Below are 19,083 nucleotides of genomic sequence, written 5' to 3' on the forward strand. Positions count from 1 at the left end.
CAATAGTGTTTCCCCACCGTCATCACTTACGGCCTTATAATCTGTTTATCTATGGGAGATCAGAAGTTGTTATGCGTTTCTATGGCATTACTATACAGCACAATAGTTAATTCAGATACTGGATCTGTTCTACGTTATGGTTTAGATTTTATTGATTTAGATTTTGGCCTTGAATTATTACGTCTGCAAGATAAAAAATTAACGCATACAGCAAGGTTAGAATTTGGTAAGAAAATCAGCGCCGCCGGGAAGCAGTTGATTATTAACCGAATACAGCGATGTTTACCCGTCAAAAAAATTCCTACCACAGTTATTCTCTGCGCTTTGGCCTACCTAAATATTTATATCCTGGCCCTGGAAACGTGTAGTTTATTAGCCTAATTTTGCAGTTGCCAGTTGAATGGCAGGAAATAATATTATCAGCCGGCACAAGATGGCTGCAATAGTTATAGATCAGCGTAACTGCAGTTGTGAAGCGTCTGGCCATTGAACAAAGATTAAATAAGCAGGTATACATGAACCTTTCTGATCTACTTATAACTGATAGAGAACAGGTCGCCCTCAGCGACGTACAGTTGAGTGATGTGAACAAAACCAGCATTGAACAGCTAATAAAAGAGCATTATTATATTGAGGAACTGCACAATGCAGGTTTGCCCGTCAATAATAAAGTGCTGCTGCACGGCAGCTCAGGATGTGGCAAAACGACTACTGCCAAAGCAATTGCCAAAGCTTTAAATAAAACGTTACTGATACTGGACCTGAGTAGTATTGTGTCTGCCCGTATAGGCGAAACTTCTCAGAATATAAAGCAGGTATTTGATAAAGCAATACGCGAAAGAGCAGTGCTTTTCCTTGACGAATTTGATCAGGTAGGCAAAGCACGCGGTAATGATGATAAAGATGTAGGAGAAATGCGCAGACTGGTGAATACCCTCATTCAGCTCATTGACTACTTCCCTGAAAAGGCACTATTGATCGCGGCTACCAATCATGCGCATATTATCGACAAGGCATTGTTAAGGCGCTTTCAGCTGCAGATTACGTATCAGTTGCCAGATGCCGCTGAACTGGATAAGTACTATAATAAATTGCTGGACAAGTTTCCGGAGGAAATGCGCACTATTGACCGCAAATACAATATCTCCTTTGCTGAGGCAAAAGATGATGCTTATACGCAGATAAAAACAGCGTTTATTGCCAGACTAGAGCGCCAGGTGAAGGTATCTGTCTAATAAGACTGACCTGCAAGTGAGACAGCCTTCAGCCATTCCTGAAGGCTGTTTCACTTGCAGGCAATCCTATACTGCCTTCGCTCCTACTACCAACTTACCAGGAAAGAAACGATAGTATATGCTCGATTGCTTTTAATAACGTGTATACTGGCAATATCTCTGAAAAAAAACTTTTATATTAGCCACAAAAAAGAGAATGACTATTGCATCCAACCTGAACGAATTTCTCGGTAAAAGAGTGGAGAATTTCAACCCCGAAACTGGTATTGTTAATCCCGAAACTGTAGTCTACCGCATCAACACAGACTACGACGAAGCAGCACAAGAATTTGATGCAAAGCTGGATGCATTCGCAAATGATGCAAGAGTGGGTGAAGTTACACAACTGATTATCGGCATGTTTGACCAGGAGTCTTCGACTACTACTGAATCGCTGGTTAACAAACTGGTATCCTTCAAGGACAAACTGCAGCAACTTACACACCTTTTTATTGGCGATATTACCTACCAGGAATGTGAGATATCATGGATACAGCAATCTGACATGTCTCCTTTGCTGGCTGCATTCCCACAACTGGAATACTTCCGGGTGAGAGGCGGCGACGGGCTGCGGATCACTGCTTTTGCCCACGCTAACCTGAATACGCTCATCATTGAAACAGGCGGACTGGGCCCTGATACCCTTAAAGATATCATGGCTGCAGACCTGCCTAAACTGGAGAAACTGGAGCTATGGCTGGGATCTGAGAACTATGGCTTCGCTTCTACTGTAGAAGATTACGCCACTATCATCTCAGGTGAGAAATTCCCCGGACTCAAGTCGCTGGGCCTTAAAAACAGCGAGATCCAGGATGAAATTGCAATAGCGCTCAGCACCTCTCCTTTCGTGAAACAACTGGATGTACTCGACCTGTCAATGGGAGTGCTGAGTGACAAAGGAGGCGAAGCCCTGCTGAACAGTCCTGCTGTTAAAGAACTGTCCTTCCTTGACTTACGACATCATTATCTCAGCAATGAAATGATGGGCAAATTGCAGTCCCTGGGCATCAAAATAAATTTGGATGAACAGGAAACAGCCGATAAATACGGTCCATATATAGAAGTCTCTGAGTAACTTATGCATGTGGTGATTTTTGGGAATGCGGAGAACAGAAGAACGATTGCTTTCTGTGAAGCGGCAGCTGCAAAGGGACTACCACCCGTGATAGTCATACCCTATATTGATCTGCTGACTGGCAGAACAGTAGCAGATATCCCGGCAGGAAGTATTGTTAAGATTGATTCTCCGGGAGAAAACGAGGCTGTAAGAGCGTTATTGATTCAACGGGGACTTGCTGACAAGCCTGTCCCCGCTGATCTGTATATACCTGAACAGGGTATTATACGGTACATGCGCCCCTGGTACACTGGCTTTAGTCAATTGCTTGCTGACATTGACAAGATGCTCATGCCACGGGAAGTCATACGCATGAACAATTCGCAAGATATCCGTATAATGTTTGATAAAGCTGCCTGCCAGCAATATCTGTATGAACAGCATATACCAGTACCACGCATACTGCCTCAGGTAACAGACTATCTGTCACTGGTCAATACCATGGAACAGTCAAAAATGCACCGTGTATTTATTAAGCCTGCACATGCTTCTTCTGCCTCCGGGGTAATTGCTTTTAGAAAGAGCGGTCAACAGGTACAAGCTGTCTCCTCAGCTGACTTGACCAGAACACCCGCAGGTATAAAGCTATTCAACTCACTGAAAGTACGTACATACACAGACCCGGTTGATGTAACGGATCTTATTAACAGAATACTTGCTGAGGGTGTACAGATCGAGGAATGGTTACCCAAAGCTACCCTGGAGGACCGCTATTTTGATATCCGGGTATTAGTGATAGGCGGCACTGCAAGGCACACGGTGATACGCACCAGTAAACAGGTAATCACCAATCTTCATCTCGGTAATAAACGCGGAGATATACAGACATTCCTGCATGCTTATGGAGAGGAACCATTGAATGCTGTCAGGCAACTGGCAGAAAAGACAGCAGCCTGTTTCCCTGCTACCTGGTACATGGGAGTGGATATTATGCTGACCGCCAATAGCCTCCGGCCCTATGTACTTGAGGTCAATGCTTTCGGCGACCTCCTACCCAATCTGCTGGACGAGGGAGAAACCTGTTATGAGGCAGAAATATCAGCTATTCTCCAACAGCAATCATTATAGTCATGCAGCAATACCACACACTGATCTTTGACCTTGATAATACACTGATTGACCGCGATACGGCTATGCGGCAAGCAATGAGGCAATGGTTGCAACAGCATCCGCAGGTTACTTACTCACTAGACCAGGTGATGGCTTATGATAATGCCGGATATACTGACAGGGCCGTTTTCTGTCACTGGCTGATGCCTGGCGCAGACACAACATCTTTACTGCGCAACATCCAGCGCCTGCTATTACAGGCACTAAAGCCGGACGGCGAGGTATTAACAATGCTGGAGAAACTGAAGGAGAAACATCAGCTAGTGCTGGCCAGCAATGGCAGTAGTGCTATACAACGTGCGAAACTTGCAGCCTGCGGCCTGACAGATTACTTTACACATATCTTTATCTCAGGAGAAATTGGATTGGCTAAACCAGCGCCCGCATTTTATCAGCATATACTGGATGTGCTGGCGGTTTCACCTGCAAAGATACTGATGACCGGGGATGATACTGCAAATGACATACTACCTGCGCAACAATGCGGTCTTGATACCTGCTGGGTGTCGCAGGGCAGGAAAGCAGCTGGCATCACCCCTGAAATAATAATTACTCACCTTACAGAGCTGCCAATATGGACGGAATGCTGAACATGAAAGAAGTAGCAAGTGATATGAATATCCTGTTCATTACGCTGGATAGTCTGCGGTATGATGCAGCAGCGTCCCTGTTACAAGAGAATAAGACGCCCAATTTTCAGAAATATCTGCCCCAGGGATGGCAGCGGTGCAGTTCCCCAGGTAGCTTTACCTATGCAGCACATCATGCGTTTTTTGCAGGATTCCTGCCCACTCCGGCTATACCGGAGAAAATGCCGAGAATGTTTGCCGCCAGATTTGCAGGTAGCGAGACTACCGGTGAAAAGACCCTGGTCTTTGACACTGCTGACATTGTCAGCGGTTTTGCAGGAATGGGTTTCAAAACCGTCTGCATAGGAGGTGTGGGCTTCTTTAACAAACAAACAGCATTAGGTACTGTCTTACCATCCCTGTTCCAGGATAGCTACTGGGACCGCTCATATGGAGTAACAGATCCTGCGTCCACCCAACACCAGTTTGAGAAAGCGGCAGAGGTGATCAGTGGAAGTGATGGCAGACAGCTATTCCTTTTTATTAATGTTTCTGCTATTCATCAACCTAACTACTTTTATCATACCACCTCCCATACAACAGATACATTAGATTCGCATAAAGCGGCACTGGAATATGTGGACAGCCAGTTGCCCATATTGACAGCTGCACTGGAACAACTGGACAAAGACACATTTTGTATCATCTGTTCTGACCATGGCACTGCATATGGAGAGGATGGATATTACGGTCACCGTATTGGTCATCCCAGCGTATGGGATGTGCCAATGGCCAGTTTTATACTTAAAAAGAAAGCATGACGGCATTGTTCGACAATATATTTGATGCATATGCGTACTCTTATCCGCACAAACACAGCTACCGGCGGTTAGCGCCTATGCCCCTGGCAGACCTGTGGAAAGAAGAGAAAAAGGACGCGTTATTTCTGTATATACATCTCCCCTTTTGTGAGATGCGCTGCGGATTCTGTAACCTGTTTACCATTGCCAATCCGAAAGATGACATGGTAAACACCTACCTGGATGCCCTGGAAAGAGAGGCCACAACCCTGCAAAGGCTTATTCAACCCGTTCGTTTTGGTCAGATGGCAGTAGGTGGTGGCACACCTACCTTCCTGGATGTAAGCCAGCTGGAAAGGCTGTTCCGCATTATTCGCAGCATAGGGGCACAACCGGAACAGATGCCGGTATCCTTTGAGATGTCTCCGAAGACTATTAATGAAGAGAAAGCCCGGTTCCTGTTTGCACAGGGTGTTGACAGGGTAAGTATGGGCATACAGAGCTTCCTGGAGACGGAGCAGAAATCCCTCGGACGTCCACAGAAGAACAAGGAAGTGTTCGCAGCCCTCGATCTGCTGAAAAAGCAGGGATTCCCTACGGTGAATATAGACCTGATCTACGGTGCCCATGAACAAACACCTGATTCCTGGTTGTATTCGGTAGAAACAGCTATAGCCTACCAAGTAGATGAGATCTTTATCTACCCGCTGTATGTAAGGCCTTTAACTGGTATCACCAAGACAGGGAATGCCCCCGCAGATAATCGCTTTGATCTGTACCTCGCGGCCAAAGAACTGCTGACGACCGCCGGCTATGAACAGGTATCCATGCGGATGTTCAGACGACGGAAATCGGCAGACAACACTTATCAGGTCATGTATTCCTGCCAGGAAGATGGCATGATCGGTTTAGGAGCCGGTGCACGCTCCTACACCAAAGCAGTACACTATTCATCTGAATATGCAGTAGCCAGACATAATATCAAATCTATCATAGATCAGTACTCGGTGAAATCAGCTGCCGACTTCAGTGAGGCCGACTACGGTATTATATTGCCGGATGAAGAACAACGGAGACGCTTTATTATTAAGTCTATACTGCATAACAGCGGCCTTGATACATTACGATACCAACAGTTATACGGAAGTCATCCCCTGGAAGACTTCCCTCAGTTACAACTGTTAACCGACAATGGCATGGCCGTCACAGAAGGCACACTTTTCCGTCTTACTACCAGCGGTATCGATTATTCAGACGCTATTGGACCTTGGCTGTATTCAAATCCGATCCGGGAGCTCATTAACAACTTTGTACTACAATGACGTTATCCATACTATACAGGGGGCCACTTTCCAGCTGCAACTATAGCTGTAACTATTGCCCCTTTGCCAAAAGGAAAGACTCCAGGGAAACGCTGGAAAGGGATGCTGCACAACTGAAACGCTTCATCACCTTTGTAAGTGAACAAGCCGGTATACAATTCAAGATACTTTTTACCCCCTGGGGAGAAGCCCTGATCCGCAGATATTACCAGGAAGCAATGGTCACTTTAAGCCTGCTACCCAATGTAGAGAAGGTAGCCATTCAAACTAATCTGTCCTGCAGACTGGAATGGCTAAATAAGGCAGATAAAAGCAAACTGGCATTATGGACGACCTATCACCCCGGTGAAACAGACAGGGCCACGTTTTTATCACAATGCCGGCAGCTGGATGAATTACAGGTATCTTATAGCGTCGGAGTGGTCGGTTTCAAGGAAGTGATTCCCGAAATTGAAACGCTGCGGGCAGCACTACCCGCCGAGACATACTTGTGGGTAAATGCACTGAAGAAACAAGCAGACTACTATACGGCAGAAGAAACCGCCACGTTATCAGCTATCGACCCCTACGTAGTCAATAATATGATACACTATGACAGCTTTGGGAAAAACTGCAAAACGGGACATAGCGTTATCAGCCTTGACGGAGACGGGAATATGTATAGGTGTCATTTTATTAAGGAGAAGATTGGCAATATCTATACCGGCGACTTCACATCAGCGTTATATCCCAGAACCTGTACAAATGCCACCTGTGGCTGCCATATAGGATATGTACACATGGATGACTTAAACCTGTATGAGTTATACAAGGGAAGAGAACTGGAAAGAATAGTGCCGGATAGAAAGCCCTTATCCTGCTGATACCTGTTGCAGTACCTGCCGGATAGCCTTCTGGTCACTATATACTTACAGGCTGTAGCCTAACCGCCACTCTGCTTCTTATATGCATAGGGCGCATCTCTGTAAGCAGTTTTGGATGCTGCCGTTTTAAGGCGTTTATTCGGAATTTAGCATCAAAATACTGTGCAGTGTCCTTTTTATACCCTTACTCTCCTGTAGCCGTCACGCGTTGTGCCAGCTGCTTTATCTTGCGTACGTCCTCACCATCTACCTTAACAGGCATACCGGTTATGACATTTGCCCATTTACGGGCGTTCTCAGGCTGTTGTTGTTTCAAGTACAATAACATCAGGCTGTACTTAGGGTAAAAGCGGTTAGGAACCAGGTGGCTGCACTTCAGGAAGGCCTTTTCGGCAGCTGCGAAGTTACCGGCAGCTTCATACGCTCTTCCCAATGACTCATATATACTATAATGACTGGAGCGCAAGGCCGCTTGTTCCATTAGCACTATTGCACCCGGGTAATCCTTTGCAAAATATAACTTCTCCCCGTAGTCATGCAGGAACAACGCAGACGTTGACAGTTGACCAAACGCCTTCTGATATAATGTCTTTACTTCCACAACGGAGGGCGCTGATTCCTTTTTACTGATATAACCGGCATATGTTTCCCATTTAAACATGCTGTTGGCCAGAACGGCTACCTGCCAGGTAATAACCAGGCAGGTGGCAATACTGAGTCCTTTGACATACATATTAAGCACATTTACCCGGAACAATACCTGTTTATCCGCAGTACCCAGTAAGGCGACCACAAGCACAATATGGGTCAGTGTAGCCATCGTTCTGAACGGATAGGTCGTCATACTGGTCACCACGAAAGATAAAGCTGCAACTACGAGGAATTTCAGCATATGATCGGCCTCATTCCGGAATACCACGCGCACAAAGCAGAAAAACTTCACCGCTATCGCAATCATGATCAACAGCGCAATCACACCTCCCTCTATCAGGAACTGAAGAAATTCATTGTAGGCGACAATAATAAATGCAGCCAGCCGCTCATGAGCAATATCGTTATGTGTACTGAAATATGCCGCCTGGAAATCGTTATAGTACTTCTCAAAGTTACCTACCCCTACTCCCCATAAGAAATGCTGCTTCGCTAACTGCAGGCTGTTTAACAAGACAAATGAACGTCCGTCTGTAGAGTCCTGTTTATACCCCAGCAGGAAAATGAATAGCAATATACCTACTACAGCAAAACCCGCTGTGACATATACAGGGATCCTACGGTACGCATAAACATATCCGGCAATGATCACCCCCATGGTGATCCATCCGATCCGCGAATCGGCGTGACATAGCAAGGCATATATCAGTAAGGCAGCAATAGCCAACGCAGAATATCCATATACTGGTTTAGCCTGCCGTTGATCCAGGAAGACATATAATGCCAAAGGAAGCACGGATAGCAGGAACATTGCGTAGATACCTGAATTACCGAAACTTCCGGCAATCTTAAACAGCGATATACTGTTTTTAAGCATGCCGGATGCCTGGGCCGAACCAATAAGTACCTCAATGCCTCCAAGCAGTATCACAATGGCAAATACAACACGTGTAGGGCCCGAAAAAGCCAATGGCATAAAGCACCTTACCACGCTATATAGCGCCATACATATGAGCGGTGATGCCACATCCCGGAATGTCAGACCAGCCGGTGATGACTGCCGGATATTAATAAATATAAAGACAGTCAATAACCCCATTAACAGATCCCACACAGTGAACGTCAGCGCCTGACTACGCACCTGCGCTTTCCCCGGTATCATGATACTGGTAATAGTTATTACCAGTATCATAAGTATAGGGTATAGGTATTCGAAAGAAAAGATAAAATTCATAACCAGTGTAATCAGTCAATGTTATTCAACACCAAGGGGGCTTTCTTCACTACGGTAAAACTATCCAGCGGTATCAGTTTCTTCTCACGCTTTTCCAGGGTGATTTCCTTCAGGCTGGGATATGAATACATGTACAGCACAGCTTTTACAGTTGACACATCCGCCTGTTGATTTTGCTTTAGTATAGATTGGCCCATGGCTTTTACCAATGCATCAAGGTACCTGCCATATAGGCCTTTCTTGTTTTCGCCTTTCTCCATCAGCTTAAGCTTCCGCTGAAAATTACCCAGTAAAGTGCCAAACCTGACAACACTCTCTCCACTTTTCAATTCCGGCAGATACTGGCTTTTAACAACCTGCCCTTCCTGATTCATCAGTCTGAAATCAATCACATAAGCACTGGCTACATTTGGGGCAAAAAAGCCATACCCTGTATCTATACCTGCAAAACGGAGATAGTCTGCCAATATGGGTATACCTAGTACCGACTGCACTCGTTCCAATGCAACGGGCCGCTTGTAGTCTTTCTTATTGCCGTGGTAAAACGCATCGTAATCATCAAAAACACTATAGACACAAACAAACAGGATCATCACTATATGCACCAATGCCCAGGTCACGAAAACAGGTCGCCGGTTACGGACGACAGCATCACTATCTCCTGCACCCTGTGCCTGGATGTCTTCTTTCTTATTTTCCAGGTTCAGGAAGGCTGACAGGTTAAAGATGATCATCAATGTGGAGAAGAAATAGAGATTCAGCGCCAGAATAATACCCAGGTGCATCATGATCACCAATGCCAGCCAGATGTTCTTCCAGGGTTTCTTCCAGATAAATAAAGGATACAGCAGTTCTATCAGTACAGTACCCCACCCAATTAACAGCGACAATAACGGATATTCGCCCAGAACATCATAGCTCACCGCATCTGTACCATGAATAAAAGGCAGATGCAGCGCCTTCCAGATAGCCTCTCCATTCCACCAGTTATAGCCTACGATCTTTCCCAGGCCGGAAGCCCAGTACACCAGGCAGATGTGTATCTGTAACAGCCGGCGGTATTGAGTGGGATTTACTTCCCTATTCCTATAAAAGAAATGCTTATCTATGGATTTGTCAGCCCCAAGTGGAAACACACAGCAGTAGAACATCATAATGGTAGTAAACATGTCTACACCATAGGAATACAGGTGCGCACCACTTATCAGAATGGTATGCAGTATAAAAAGCAGGATGGCAGAAGCACGACTGCAGAAACCGATCAATAGCGTCAGACAGCAGGTAATGTACAGCCCCTGGAATATACTGAGTGATGTTGCCTCTTCGAGGTGAAACCAGCTATACAATAATGCAGAGAAGCTGGATAATGTCGGTACAAAGTAATGGCTGAAAAGCTCTCCCAGATCCGCAGGAATAATACCCTCCCTCGAATACAGTGCCGCAAAGTCGGGAATAACTGCAAGAAAATGTATCAGAAAAAACAGACTCACCGAGATGCGGAAGAAGGGCAGGAAAAGGTCATCACTACTTTTCCGTTCCGTGAAGAAGCAATACACTGATTTCATAAGATTAAGCAAAAATTGTTAACTCAGATTTTTTCTTTAATTCTTTTTTGATCTCCCTCAGACGCAGAGGTACCCTTTTTAATACTTCTGATAGTCTGCTTACCCAAAGTCCATGTAAGAATGAACCGGGCAAACCTGGCGTCGTGGTAGATACGATCGTTATACTGAATGTTGTTATAAATAGCCCGGTTTGTTTCATTCGGACCGAATACGGTCGATCCGGATAGGCTGATGGTAAGATTGCTGGCTGGAATCTGTTTACGTACGGCAACGTCTGCAACTGCATATTCTGCATGCCTGAAGAACCCATCACTGAATGTATTGTTATAACTCAATGCAGCTTCCAGCTTAATATGAAACGGTAAGGTGAAACTGTTCTGATAACTCATATTCAAAGACGGTGTTGCCCTGGAACGGGGCACTGACTTATATCTTATATCAGCAAGAAAGCTGTTTGTATTCAGTCGCATCTGCCAGAAACCGGTGACATCCGCAGCGAACGTTGTATTCAGATAAAAGATGTTGGCCCTGTCAAAGTTGCTATATTGCTGGTAGAGTTGATTGTTCTTATCTCTCAGAAATATGATATTGATAAAGTCCTTTGCCATCTGTGCGCCCGCTGATAATGTCAGCAACGACCCCGCCTGCCAGGTAAGATCGATATCGTTATTCAGCTGCGGACGGATAGACTGATTACCCTGGAATACCGCGGTTGTATTATCCGTAAACCGGGAAAAAGAATTAAGCTGAAAGTAATCAGGCTTCATGACTACCCGTTTATAAGAAAGTATCAATGCATGAGTTTCCGAAATCTGCCATTGCAATAGTGCCGACGGTAGTAGTACAGAGATAGTAGGCGCTGCACTATCATATTTGCCATTATTCCATGCAGTAACACTATTGTGCTCATATCGAAGTCCAGCTTCATAATACAACTTGCCCCGCTGCTTTGCCCAGGTGGAAAAAAGTGCATAGTTTCGTTCTTTGTATATAAGGTCAGATAAAGCCAGCGTTTTATCTGAAAGCAGTGAAACAGTTTTATTGTCGTTATCCAGTCTGGTCTGACTGTATCGTACGCCGCTATTCAGTTCTCCCTCCCACATCCGTCTGTTGTAAGAACCTGAAAATACTAGTGTACGTAGTTGTTGTGGCAGACTGTCCTTCAGAAATCGCTCCCGTATAAAACCGGTATCCCTGAAGTTGCTGATGCTATATAGATTTGTGTATTTTCTGTCGTTGTAAAGGTATTCAGCCTGTAACTTAACAGCCTGCCTGCTACTATCCCATTTCTTTTCAAAGCTGAGTTGCGCAAAAGGCATGATGGTCTTGTTATGTACTGCTGAATGAAACCTGAATACAGAATCTCCTTTGCTGATTCTGTCTGACGTAGCCAATCCATTGCCTGATTTTATTACAGCATCATTGCTGTTAATGGGCAACTCACCATAAAACGTCAACAGGCTTCCTCCCGGAAGGTGTAGAGCCGTATTGATATAGGCACGCTGGTTGTCCTGCCTGGTTTTGTTATATTGTTTAACATTCCAGGGATAAATCTCGCCCTGCAATGTCTCAAAGTAAGAAGTTGTTCCTTTCTGGAAATGTGTGAAAGAGTAGCCCGCCTGAATGTCCAGGCTTCGTGTACTTACGTCCAGCCGCTCGGTAATGTTATACCTCGGATAAATACCCTGTATACCCGCCAGCATGAGTGTATTTCTCATGCCCCTGGACCTGAGTCTTTTGGTCTTGACACTGATGACAGTCTGCACATCTGCCGGATAAGAAGGTCCGGGATGATTAATAATTTCGATCTGATCTATTTCAGCGCCATTGATGCCCTGCATATACTGCAACAGCTCATCGCCTTGTAAATATATTCTACGGCCATCGACATATACGGTGGCTGCCTGTGCACGGATATTCAGTTTGCCGGACACGGATGTTTCAACAGTGGGGGCATAACGTAATACGTCCCAGGCATTACCTGCAGTTGCTAATGCACTTTCAGATACATTCAGTATCATCTTGCCTTTATTTAGTACCAGGTAGGGCTTTTTTGCTACTGCTGTTACGCCTTTAAGGGCACTGATAGAAGGAGACAACAGGAACTGTAAAGGATCCTGTTGTCGCTTAATAAGTATTGCCGTATCCAATGTATTATATCCCAGATAGCTGATTGAAACTGCATACTGTCCTTCGCTTATTGTCTTTAGGGTAGCTATGCCCTTATTGTTTGTTGTCAGGACAGTATTTGGCAAGCCATTACCCTTTACTGCAACAGTTGCTGCAGGTAGTGGATGTTTAGTTTGACTATCTAGTATGACAACCGTACATGTCTGAGCATACACCTCCCTGCCAGTGGTCAGCATCAAGAGGCATAGGAATGCCTTAATTCCGAACTGGTTTTCAATTTTTCTCATTGATTCTAATACGCGAAGAACAGATAATTTTAATAGCTGGATAAAATACACATCAACATTTACCCCAAAATCTTATTCATATCTTGAAAGTACTTTCAGCAGTGCGTCTTCATCAACTGCGCGAAACCGAGTCACGGAGTGAACGCCTATAGTGTTGTGAAACTGAGTTTCAGCGAGGCTTTGAACAGTTACAATGTGACCGTTTACAGATACATTTTCATTGCTGACTGTAGTGGCGGTTACATTACTCATCAAACTACCTTGTGATACTGCTTCGGCAGCAGGTCCACTTTTGAATGCAAACAAAAAGGTTGGCGCCATGCATAAAAGTGGCAGAACAAATTTTGAATTATGTATCATGGGTAAATGGTATGAGGACCGGATAATAAAAAAAGGGATTGGAAAATAGCGTGGCCAATCAAATCAACTATTCGTATTTCGCCAGGATGTTCTGGATCTGCGCATCATTTACCTTAGGCATGCTGCGGCTTACGATTGATTCTTCTGCTACGGAAGATTCTGCTGATTTTGTAGCTCTGGCTTTTACTACGAAAGCATCAGCAGAGCTATGCAGTTCGCTATAAGCAGCGCTTACTTCAGCACCTTTCAGCAGGCTGTTGGAAGCAGTGTTGGATGCTGGAGCTTTGAAAGCAAACAAAGCGATAGGAGCGGCCATCAGAATAGGCAGGGCAAATTTTGCGTTGAATTTCATAAGTCAGAAGTTAATGGATTTGATAAAATGGATTAAATAAAAACAATACGGGTCAGACCGAAAAAGACAGCCCTGAAGCAGGCCCTGTTTTTTCGTTGACAGAGAGTACGCGAAGCCAGAAATAGGTCTTAATTTAAATACGAACAATACCCCTCAATATGAGCTATTCATACCTGGAAAGTATCTGCAGTATTTCCTGCTGATCCATCACCTGATTACCTGTAACGGAGCCCAGCTTATTCGCCTCTGTAGTGATTACCACCTCAGCAAAATGGTCCATCCTGCTCTGAACTATAATAGAGCCATCAACAGAAAGGACATCGTTAGTTGTCTGTTCAACAACGTTAAGCATTAAGCTGCTATTAGATACTGATGCAACAGGAGAAACACTTTTGAATGCAAACAGAAAGGCTGGTGCCATACATAGTATAGGCAAAACAAATCTTGGATTACGTGTCATGGGTAAATGGTATGAGGATCACACAAATAAGAAGCAATGCAAATATAGCGTGGCAGTAATGCGACTATTCGTATTTCACCAGGATGTTCTGGATGTAAGCATCGTTTACTTTTGGCATGCTGCGGGTTACGATTGATTCTTCTGCAACCGAAGATTCTGCTGATTTTGTAGCTCTGGCTTTTACTACGAAAGCGTCAGCAGAGCTATGCAGTTCGCTATAAGCAGCGCTTACTTCAGCACCTTTCAGCAGGCTGTTGGAAGCTGTATTGGAAGCTGGAGCTTTGAAAGCAAACAAAGCAATAGGAGCAACCATCAGAATAGGCAGAGCGATTTTGAAATTGATTTTCATAATTGATGTGTTGAGGAATTGTTTAATTCGGGTTTGATAAAAAACGGTAATCGGGTCGATAAAATAAATGTGTCTTAATTTGACTTTTGAATGTTGTGATTTTAGTTGGCCACGCATTTTAAAGATAGAGATTTCTAAACGATAAAAAAAAATAAATTATTCAACTTATCGTATAATTTAGAAAACATAAATAACCCTTACCGTTATACCATTAATAACCCGCGCTATGCACACACACATTCCTGGTTACCTTTTAATTGCCATCCTGGCAATTACACTATTCCCGTCCTGCCAATCAAGAAATGCACGCCCGGAAGATATCGAGCTCCGCCTTAGTGTATTGTCAGAAAATGAAAGACAGACTTTTGAAAATTTACTCGATCATTATCTGCCGGAAGGAGATTCCCTGAAGATAAAGTCCTGCTACTTTATTATAAATAACATAGCAGGCATAGGCTCTCTGGCGGTAGATAAAGAGCAACAGAAAGTCGTGCTCCACAAGGATACGAAGTACATCACGACGGATTATCTTATTGAACAGATCGATAATGCTGTGGACGCCTGCCGTACTAAGATAGTGAAGGGCTCGCTAAGCTTTACCGACTTCTGTAATTATGTATTACCCTACAGGATCGATTATGAACCACTGGAAAACTGGCGGAAGAAAATCCAGGAACGCTATACGCCCATGCTGGATTCACTAGGTGGTTACGCTCAGCTTTCTGACACTTCGCTTTGCCGGATATTTAATAAACAACTGGTTAAAGGATTCGTTTATAAAGGTGAAGGAAACTATGGTGATATCAAAAACTGGACTGCCCTATCTTCAGAGAATATGGGCAACTGCGCTGAAATGTGTAAGACAGTTTTATTTCCCCTAAGATCTTACGGTGTACCTGCTACTGTCGATTTCACACCATCATGGGGTAATGTCGATGGCGGCGGTCACGAATGGAATGTATTATTACAAAATGGTGGCAAGAATGTTCCCTTCATGGGACTGGAATCTGATCCATATCAATATGAACCGTTCAAACTGATAGACGATCAGGAACATCCTGAAAAATCTACCTATCGTGTTCCAGGTAAAGTGTACCGCAGACAATTTGAGATCAACCCTAACAGTCTTGTATCTAAAAACACCAACCAGGAAAGAATACCTGAACTGTTTAACGATTACAGAATAAAAGACGTTACCGCCGAATACTTCCCTGTTGCCAATATCGACGTACACTTCACGCCTGCACAGTTAAACAATAAACAACACGCAGCCTACCTGGCTGTTTTCACTAACGGCACCTGGAAGATCACCGCCTATTCCTTAATAGATGATAAGGGAAACGCGCACTTCAAGGATATGACAAGAAACATCCTGTACATGCCTGTACTACTGAAGAACGATTTATACGAACCTGTAGGCCATCCGGTATATGCTGACAGTACCGGCATTGTAAAGGTGCTGGAACCACAGCAGACGACCATCGATGTGGCCGTTACGCAGCTCCGTTCCAAGGAAGCAGAAGAAGTAGCCTTCATTGCTGAAAATCAGCACCTGGGTTGGGGCCATAAAATGTTCACTGACGGATTAGACAAAATTAAACGGGATGAGAAACGCGCGGCTCCCGAACGCGGACAAGCCTATACCTTATACTATTGGAAAGATAAATGGGAGAAAGTAAATACGCTCTCTAAACAGGACGGCACACTGGTATTCAACGATGTTCCCGCGAATGGTCTATACAGGGTAACTGCCAGCAATGGTAAGCAGCGCGAGCGATGCTTTACTGTAGCCAATGGCGTACAACAGTGGTGGTAAACCTTTTGCCTTCAAAGTAAATAACACCCGCCAGGAATGGCGGGTGTACTGCTTATACCTACAACTGTTCAATTGCTACTAACTGCAATTGTAAAACCGTAATTTTACTGCGCAGCAAATATTGCATATTAACAGTTACAGGTATAAGCATTATTGAATGAAACGGGTATAATCAGCTTTAAAAAGGAAAGTTCCTCTTATGAACCGTAGCTGCCTTTTATAGCTTATTGGCGGCTCAACTGCTTATTGATTTCTACCGCGGCACTGATCAATGCCAGGTGCGTAAATGCCTGTGGAAAATTGCCCAGATGCTCCCCTTTCATACCCAGTTCCTCACTGAACAATCCCAGATGGTTTGCATATCCGATCATCTTTTCAAAACTTTCCACTGCCAGGTCTACCTGACCACATTTCGCCAATGCTTCGATATACCAGAACGAACACATATTAAAAGTACCCTCCTCTCCTTCCAGGCCGTCAATACCTTCCAGGTGATTCTTATAACGGTATATCAGTACATCCAGGCGCAGCTCCCGGTCTATTGCCTTCATGGTTGACAACCACCTGGGTTCCTGTGGCGTAATGTAATGCGTCAATGGCATCAGCAATACGCTGGCATCTACTGTTTTTGCACCTTTGTATTGCACCCATGCACCTATTTCCTCATTCCAGAAATTATGATAAATATCTGTGTAGATCTCATCTCTCACAGCCTGCCACTCTACTTCCGGATAAGGGAAAGAACGATGCTCAGCTATCTTGATAGCTCTGTCCATCGCTACCCAGCACATTAGCCGCGTATGCAGGAACTCTCTTTCTGCGTTCCGTATTTCCCATATACCGTGGTCAGGTGCCTTCCAGTCCCGGACTACACATTCCACTTGCTGCTGTATCAGCGTCCAGAACTCGTAAGTGATCGGTTTATATGATTTGTTGTAAATGTAAATGGTGTCGATCAGCTCTCCGTAGATATCAATCTGCCGTTGCTTGGCTGCCGCATTTCCTACTCTTACGGGTTTCGCGCCCTTGTATCCTTCCAGGTGTTTCAATTCCTGCTCTTCACCGCTCTTAGTACCGTCAATGTTATAGAGTAACTGTAATTGAGATTCCTTACAAAGACTGGATATCCAATCCATGAAAGCGGTTGCCTCGTCAAAAAAGCCGAGCTTCAGAAATGCATACATGGTAAATGCAGCGTCCCGGATCCAGGTGAACCGGTAGTCCCAGTTCCGGCTACCGCCCGGCGTCTCGGGTATACCAAAGGTGGCTGCTGCTACAACAGAACCGTACCTGGCAGACGTCAGCAGTTTAAGCGTAATCGCTGATCGGGTGATCAGCTCCCCGTAATGTCCTTTATAGGTCGATTTTCCTATCCAATCGCGCCATTTGGAAATGGTCTGATGATAAGTATCATGTGCATAGTAACCAATGTTTGCAAAGGCAGTAGTATGGTCTTTCCTGACCGCCTGCAGTACTACGTGTGCCGTTTCAGATTCTTTCAGGGTAAACTCCGCATAACCGTCTTTCTTCTTCAGTTGCAATGGCACATCGGCTATCAGCCGTAACTGCACATTACCGTCGTTAATGGCTGTAAATACGATCTCGTTCTTTTCTTCATCAAGGACTGCTTCGTGTTTGGCTTCTGCATAGTCAAACCGGGGTACGCAATGTACCTTAAATGTGATATTACCTCGGATAGTCTTAATCTTGCGGACGATGGTACTGTCTGGTTCATCCTCTAAAGGAAGAATGGGCATATAATCCGTCAACTCGGCTATGCCTGATTCAGAAAAATACCGCGTCAGCAGAATAGCGGTGCCTGGAATATACAGCTGCTTCGCTGTATAGTCTTTCAGCTCCGGTTCCACAGAAAAATAACCTCCCTGATTCGCATCCAGTAATGACGCGAAGATAGTCGGAGAATCAAAACGGGGAAAACACATGAAATCTATTGATCCCGTCAATGATACCAGGGCAACTGTTTCAAGATTGCCTATAATACCGTAATTCTCAATACGCTGATATGGCCGTTCAGTATGCTTCATACGGGTATTTATCATGAACCATGCCTAAAACAAACCGATCCCTTACCTTTATGCCATGTTACAATTGCCTGTTACCGTGCGTATTCCCACTGACGGAGAACTGACTGACCGCCCTGATGTAGATGAAATTCTGTTCAGGAGAAGGAAAGCCAAAATCATGGAAGGATATTCCCTTCAACTCAATAACAACCCACGTCTGCCCTATCGCTTTCAGGCGATGGTTAATATAGATAACGACCGGCTGTGGGACCTCTTCCTGTCCCTGGCCGAGACATTACCGGCAAAGGTGAGCTGCGCCTATGGTATATACGAAGAGGATAACGTGACAACTCCTCTTCTACAGAAAGATTTTGTTCTGAAGGAACTATCAAAATATATGAACGAACTGACACAGGAATGCCAGCTCGAGGCCAGCATGTTGTTCCAGACAAAAGACATACTCATCGAATTGGGGATTAGTGCCAGCAAGTACATTCGTTACTGGGGAGCAGAACTAGAAAGGTTCCGCCTGCTGATGCAGTCTTATGACCTTCCTCTTATTGAAGGCCTGGAGTTTATTGATGAATATCCAAGAATTGTGACGCCATTGCGGGACCTGGTCAGAACAGCCAAGGCACCTGAAACGGTATTGTACCACCTTGACCAGGCTTTTCGTATAGACAGAACACCGCCTGAACCATTTTTTGACTGATATAAGCTATCCCGGCTGTCTGTCAGCCAGGATAGCAGATAGTGTTGCCTACAAGATCGCCGTTCATCACCTCCGGGTGATGGTTAAA

The 19,083-nt window shown here is 44.7% G+C and carries 18 protein-coding genes; 10 read left to right on the forward strand and 8 right to left on the reverse strand.

What is annotated here, in order from left to right; genetic code table 11:
• The first annotated feature begins 51 nt into the window (after window positions 1–51).
• The 8 genes from K1Y79_RS02370 to K1Y79_RS02405 all read left to right on the forward strand — a co-directional run bounded on the left by K1Y79_RS02370 (window position 52) and on the right by K1Y79_RS02405 (window position 7,055).
• Window positions 52–381, forward strand: coding sequence for a hypothetical protein (locus tag K1Y79_RS02370; RefSeq protein WP_220248398.1), 330 nt, complete (start codon window positions 52–54; stop codon window positions 379–381).
• Between the two features lie 134 nt (window positions 382–515).
• Window positions 516–1,235: an AAA family ATPase gene (locus tag K1Y79_RS02375; RefSeq protein WP_220248399.1), complete on the forward strand. Its 720-nt coding sequence runs from the start codon at window positions 516–518 to the stop codon at window positions 1,233–1,235.
• A gap of 196 nt (window positions 1,236–1,431) precedes the next feature.
• Window positions 1,432–2,349: an STM4015 family protein gene (locus K1Y79_RS02380; protein ID WP_220248400.1), complete on the forward strand. Its 918-nt coding sequence runs from the start codon at window positions 1,432–1,434 to the stop codon at window positions 2,347–2,349.
• 3 nt (window positions 2,350–2,352) lie between these two features.
• On the forward strand, window positions 2,353–3,459 hold the full coding sequence (locus K1Y79_RS02385) for an STM4014 family protein (RefSeq protein ID WP_220248401.1): 1,107 nt from the start codon (window positions 2,353–2,355) through the stop codon (window positions 3,457–3,459).
• 2 nt (window positions 3,460–3,461) lie between these two features.
• Window positions 3,462–4,091, forward strand: coding sequence for an HAD family hydrolase (locus K1Y79_RS02390; RefSeq protein WP_220248402.1), 630 nt, complete (start codon window positions 3,462–3,464; stop codon window positions 4,089–4,091).
• Window positions 4,085–4,891, forward strand: a complete 807-nt coding sequence (locus K1Y79_RS02395) for an STM4013/SEN3800 family hydrolase (RefSeq protein ID WP_220248403.1) — start codon at window positions 4,085–4,087, stop codon at window positions 4,889–4,891. Before K1Y79_RS02390 ends, K1Y79_RS02395 begins: the two co-directional genes overlap by 7 nt.
• A complete protein-coding gene (locus K1Y79_RS02400; protein WP_220248404.1) occupies window positions 4,888–6,192 on the forward strand; it encodes an STM4012 family radical SAM protein in 1,305 nt (434 codons plus the stop codon). Before K1Y79_RS02395 ends, K1Y79_RS02400 begins: the two co-directional genes overlap by 4 nt.
• The gene (locus tag K1Y79_RS02405) at window positions 6,189–7,055 is read left to right on the forward strand and encodes an STM4011 family radical SAM protein (protein ID WP_220248405.1); all 867 of its coding nucleotides are present in this window, start codon (window positions 6,189–6,191) and stop codon (window positions 7,053–7,055) included. The genes K1Y79_RS02400 and K1Y79_RS02405 overlap by 4 nt, the downstream gene beginning before the upstream one ends.
• Before the next feature lie 184 nt (window positions 7,056–7,239).
• On the opposite strand, the gene K1Y79_RS02410 is transcribed toward K1Y79_RS02405, so the two are convergent.
• The 7 genes from K1Y79_RS02410 to K1Y79_RS02440 form a co-directional block, all read right to left on the reverse strand.
• The gene (locus K1Y79_RS02410; protein WP_220248406.1) at window positions 7,240–8,898 is read right to left on the reverse strand and encodes an O-antigen ligase family protein; all 1,659 of its coding nucleotides are present in this window, start codon (window positions 8,896–8,898) and stop codon (window positions 7,240–7,242) included.
• A gap of 53 nt (window positions 8,899–8,951) precedes the next feature.
• Window positions 8,952–10,505: a hypothetical protein gene (locus K1Y79_RS02415; protein WP_220248407.1), complete on the reverse strand. Its 1,554-nt coding sequence runs from the start codon at window positions 10,503–10,505 to the stop codon at window positions 8,952–8,954.
• A 23-nt stretch (window positions 10,506–10,528) separates the two neighbouring features.
• Window positions 10,529–12,922: an outer membrane beta-barrel family protein gene (locus tag K1Y79_RS02420; RefSeq protein WP_220248408.1), complete on the reverse strand. Its 2,394-nt coding sequence runs from the start codon at window positions 12,920–12,922 to the stop codon at window positions 10,529–10,531.
• A gap of 72 nt (window positions 12,923–12,994) precedes the next feature.
• A complete protein-coding gene (locus K1Y79_RS02425) occupies window positions 12,995–13,282 on the reverse strand; it encodes a hypothetical protein (RefSeq protein ID WP_220248409.1) in 288 nt (95 codons plus the stop codon).
• 67 nt (window positions 13,283–13,349) lie between these two features.
• A complete protein-coding gene (locus K1Y79_RS02430) occupies window positions 13,350–13,634 on the reverse strand; it encodes a hypothetical protein (RefSeq protein WP_220248410.1) in 285 nt (94 codons plus the stop codon).
• Window positions 13,635–13,797: 163 nt separating this feature from the next.
• Window positions 13,798–13,986: a hypothetical protein gene (locus K1Y79_RS02435; protein WP_220248411.1), complete on the reverse strand. Its 189-nt coding sequence runs from the start codon at window positions 13,984–13,986 to the stop codon at window positions 13,798–13,800.
• 172 nt (window positions 13,987–14,158) lie between these two features.
• Window positions 14,159–14,443 carry a hypothetical protein gene (locus K1Y79_RS02440; RefSeq protein ID WP_220248412.1) on the reverse strand — a complete coding sequence of 95 codons (285 nt, stop codon included), beginning with the start codon at window positions 14,441–14,443 and terminating at the stop codon, window positions 14,159–14,161.
• Window positions 14,444–14,669: 226 nt separating this feature from the next.
• On the opposite strand from K1Y79_RS02440, the gene K1Y79_RS02445 reads away from it, so the two are divergent.
• On the forward strand, window positions 14,670–16,259 hold the full coding sequence (locus K1Y79_RS02445) for a hypothetical protein (protein ID WP_220248413.1): 1,590 nt from the start codon (window positions 14,670–14,672) through the stop codon (window positions 16,257–16,259).
• 224 nt (window positions 16,260–16,483) lie between these two features.
• Here K1Y79_RS02445 and K1Y79_RS02450 read toward each other — a convergent pair whose 3' ends face one another.
• The gene (locus K1Y79_RS02450) at window positions 16,484–18,304 is read right to left on the reverse strand and encodes a glycoside hydrolase family 15 protein (protein WP_220248414.1); all 1,821 of its coding nucleotides are present in this window, start codon (window positions 18,302–18,304) and stop codon (window positions 16,484–16,486) included.
• 55 nt (window positions 18,305–18,359) lie between these two features.
• Here K1Y79_RS02450 and K1Y79_RS02455 point away from each other — a divergent pair, with 55 nt between their 5' ends.
• On the forward strand, window positions 18,360–18,995 hold the full coding sequence (locus K1Y79_RS02455) for a hypothetical protein (protein WP_220248415.1): 636 nt from the start codon (window positions 18,360–18,362) through the stop codon (window positions 18,993–18,995).
• The last annotated feature ends 88 nt before the right edge of the window (window positions 18,996–19,083 follow it).

Source organism: Chitinophaga rhizophila (genome assembly GCF_019492185.1).
Taxonomy (GTDB): domain Bacteria; phylum Bacteroidota; class Bacteroidia; order Chitinophagales; family Chitinophagaceae; genus Chitinophaga; species Chitinophaga rhizophila.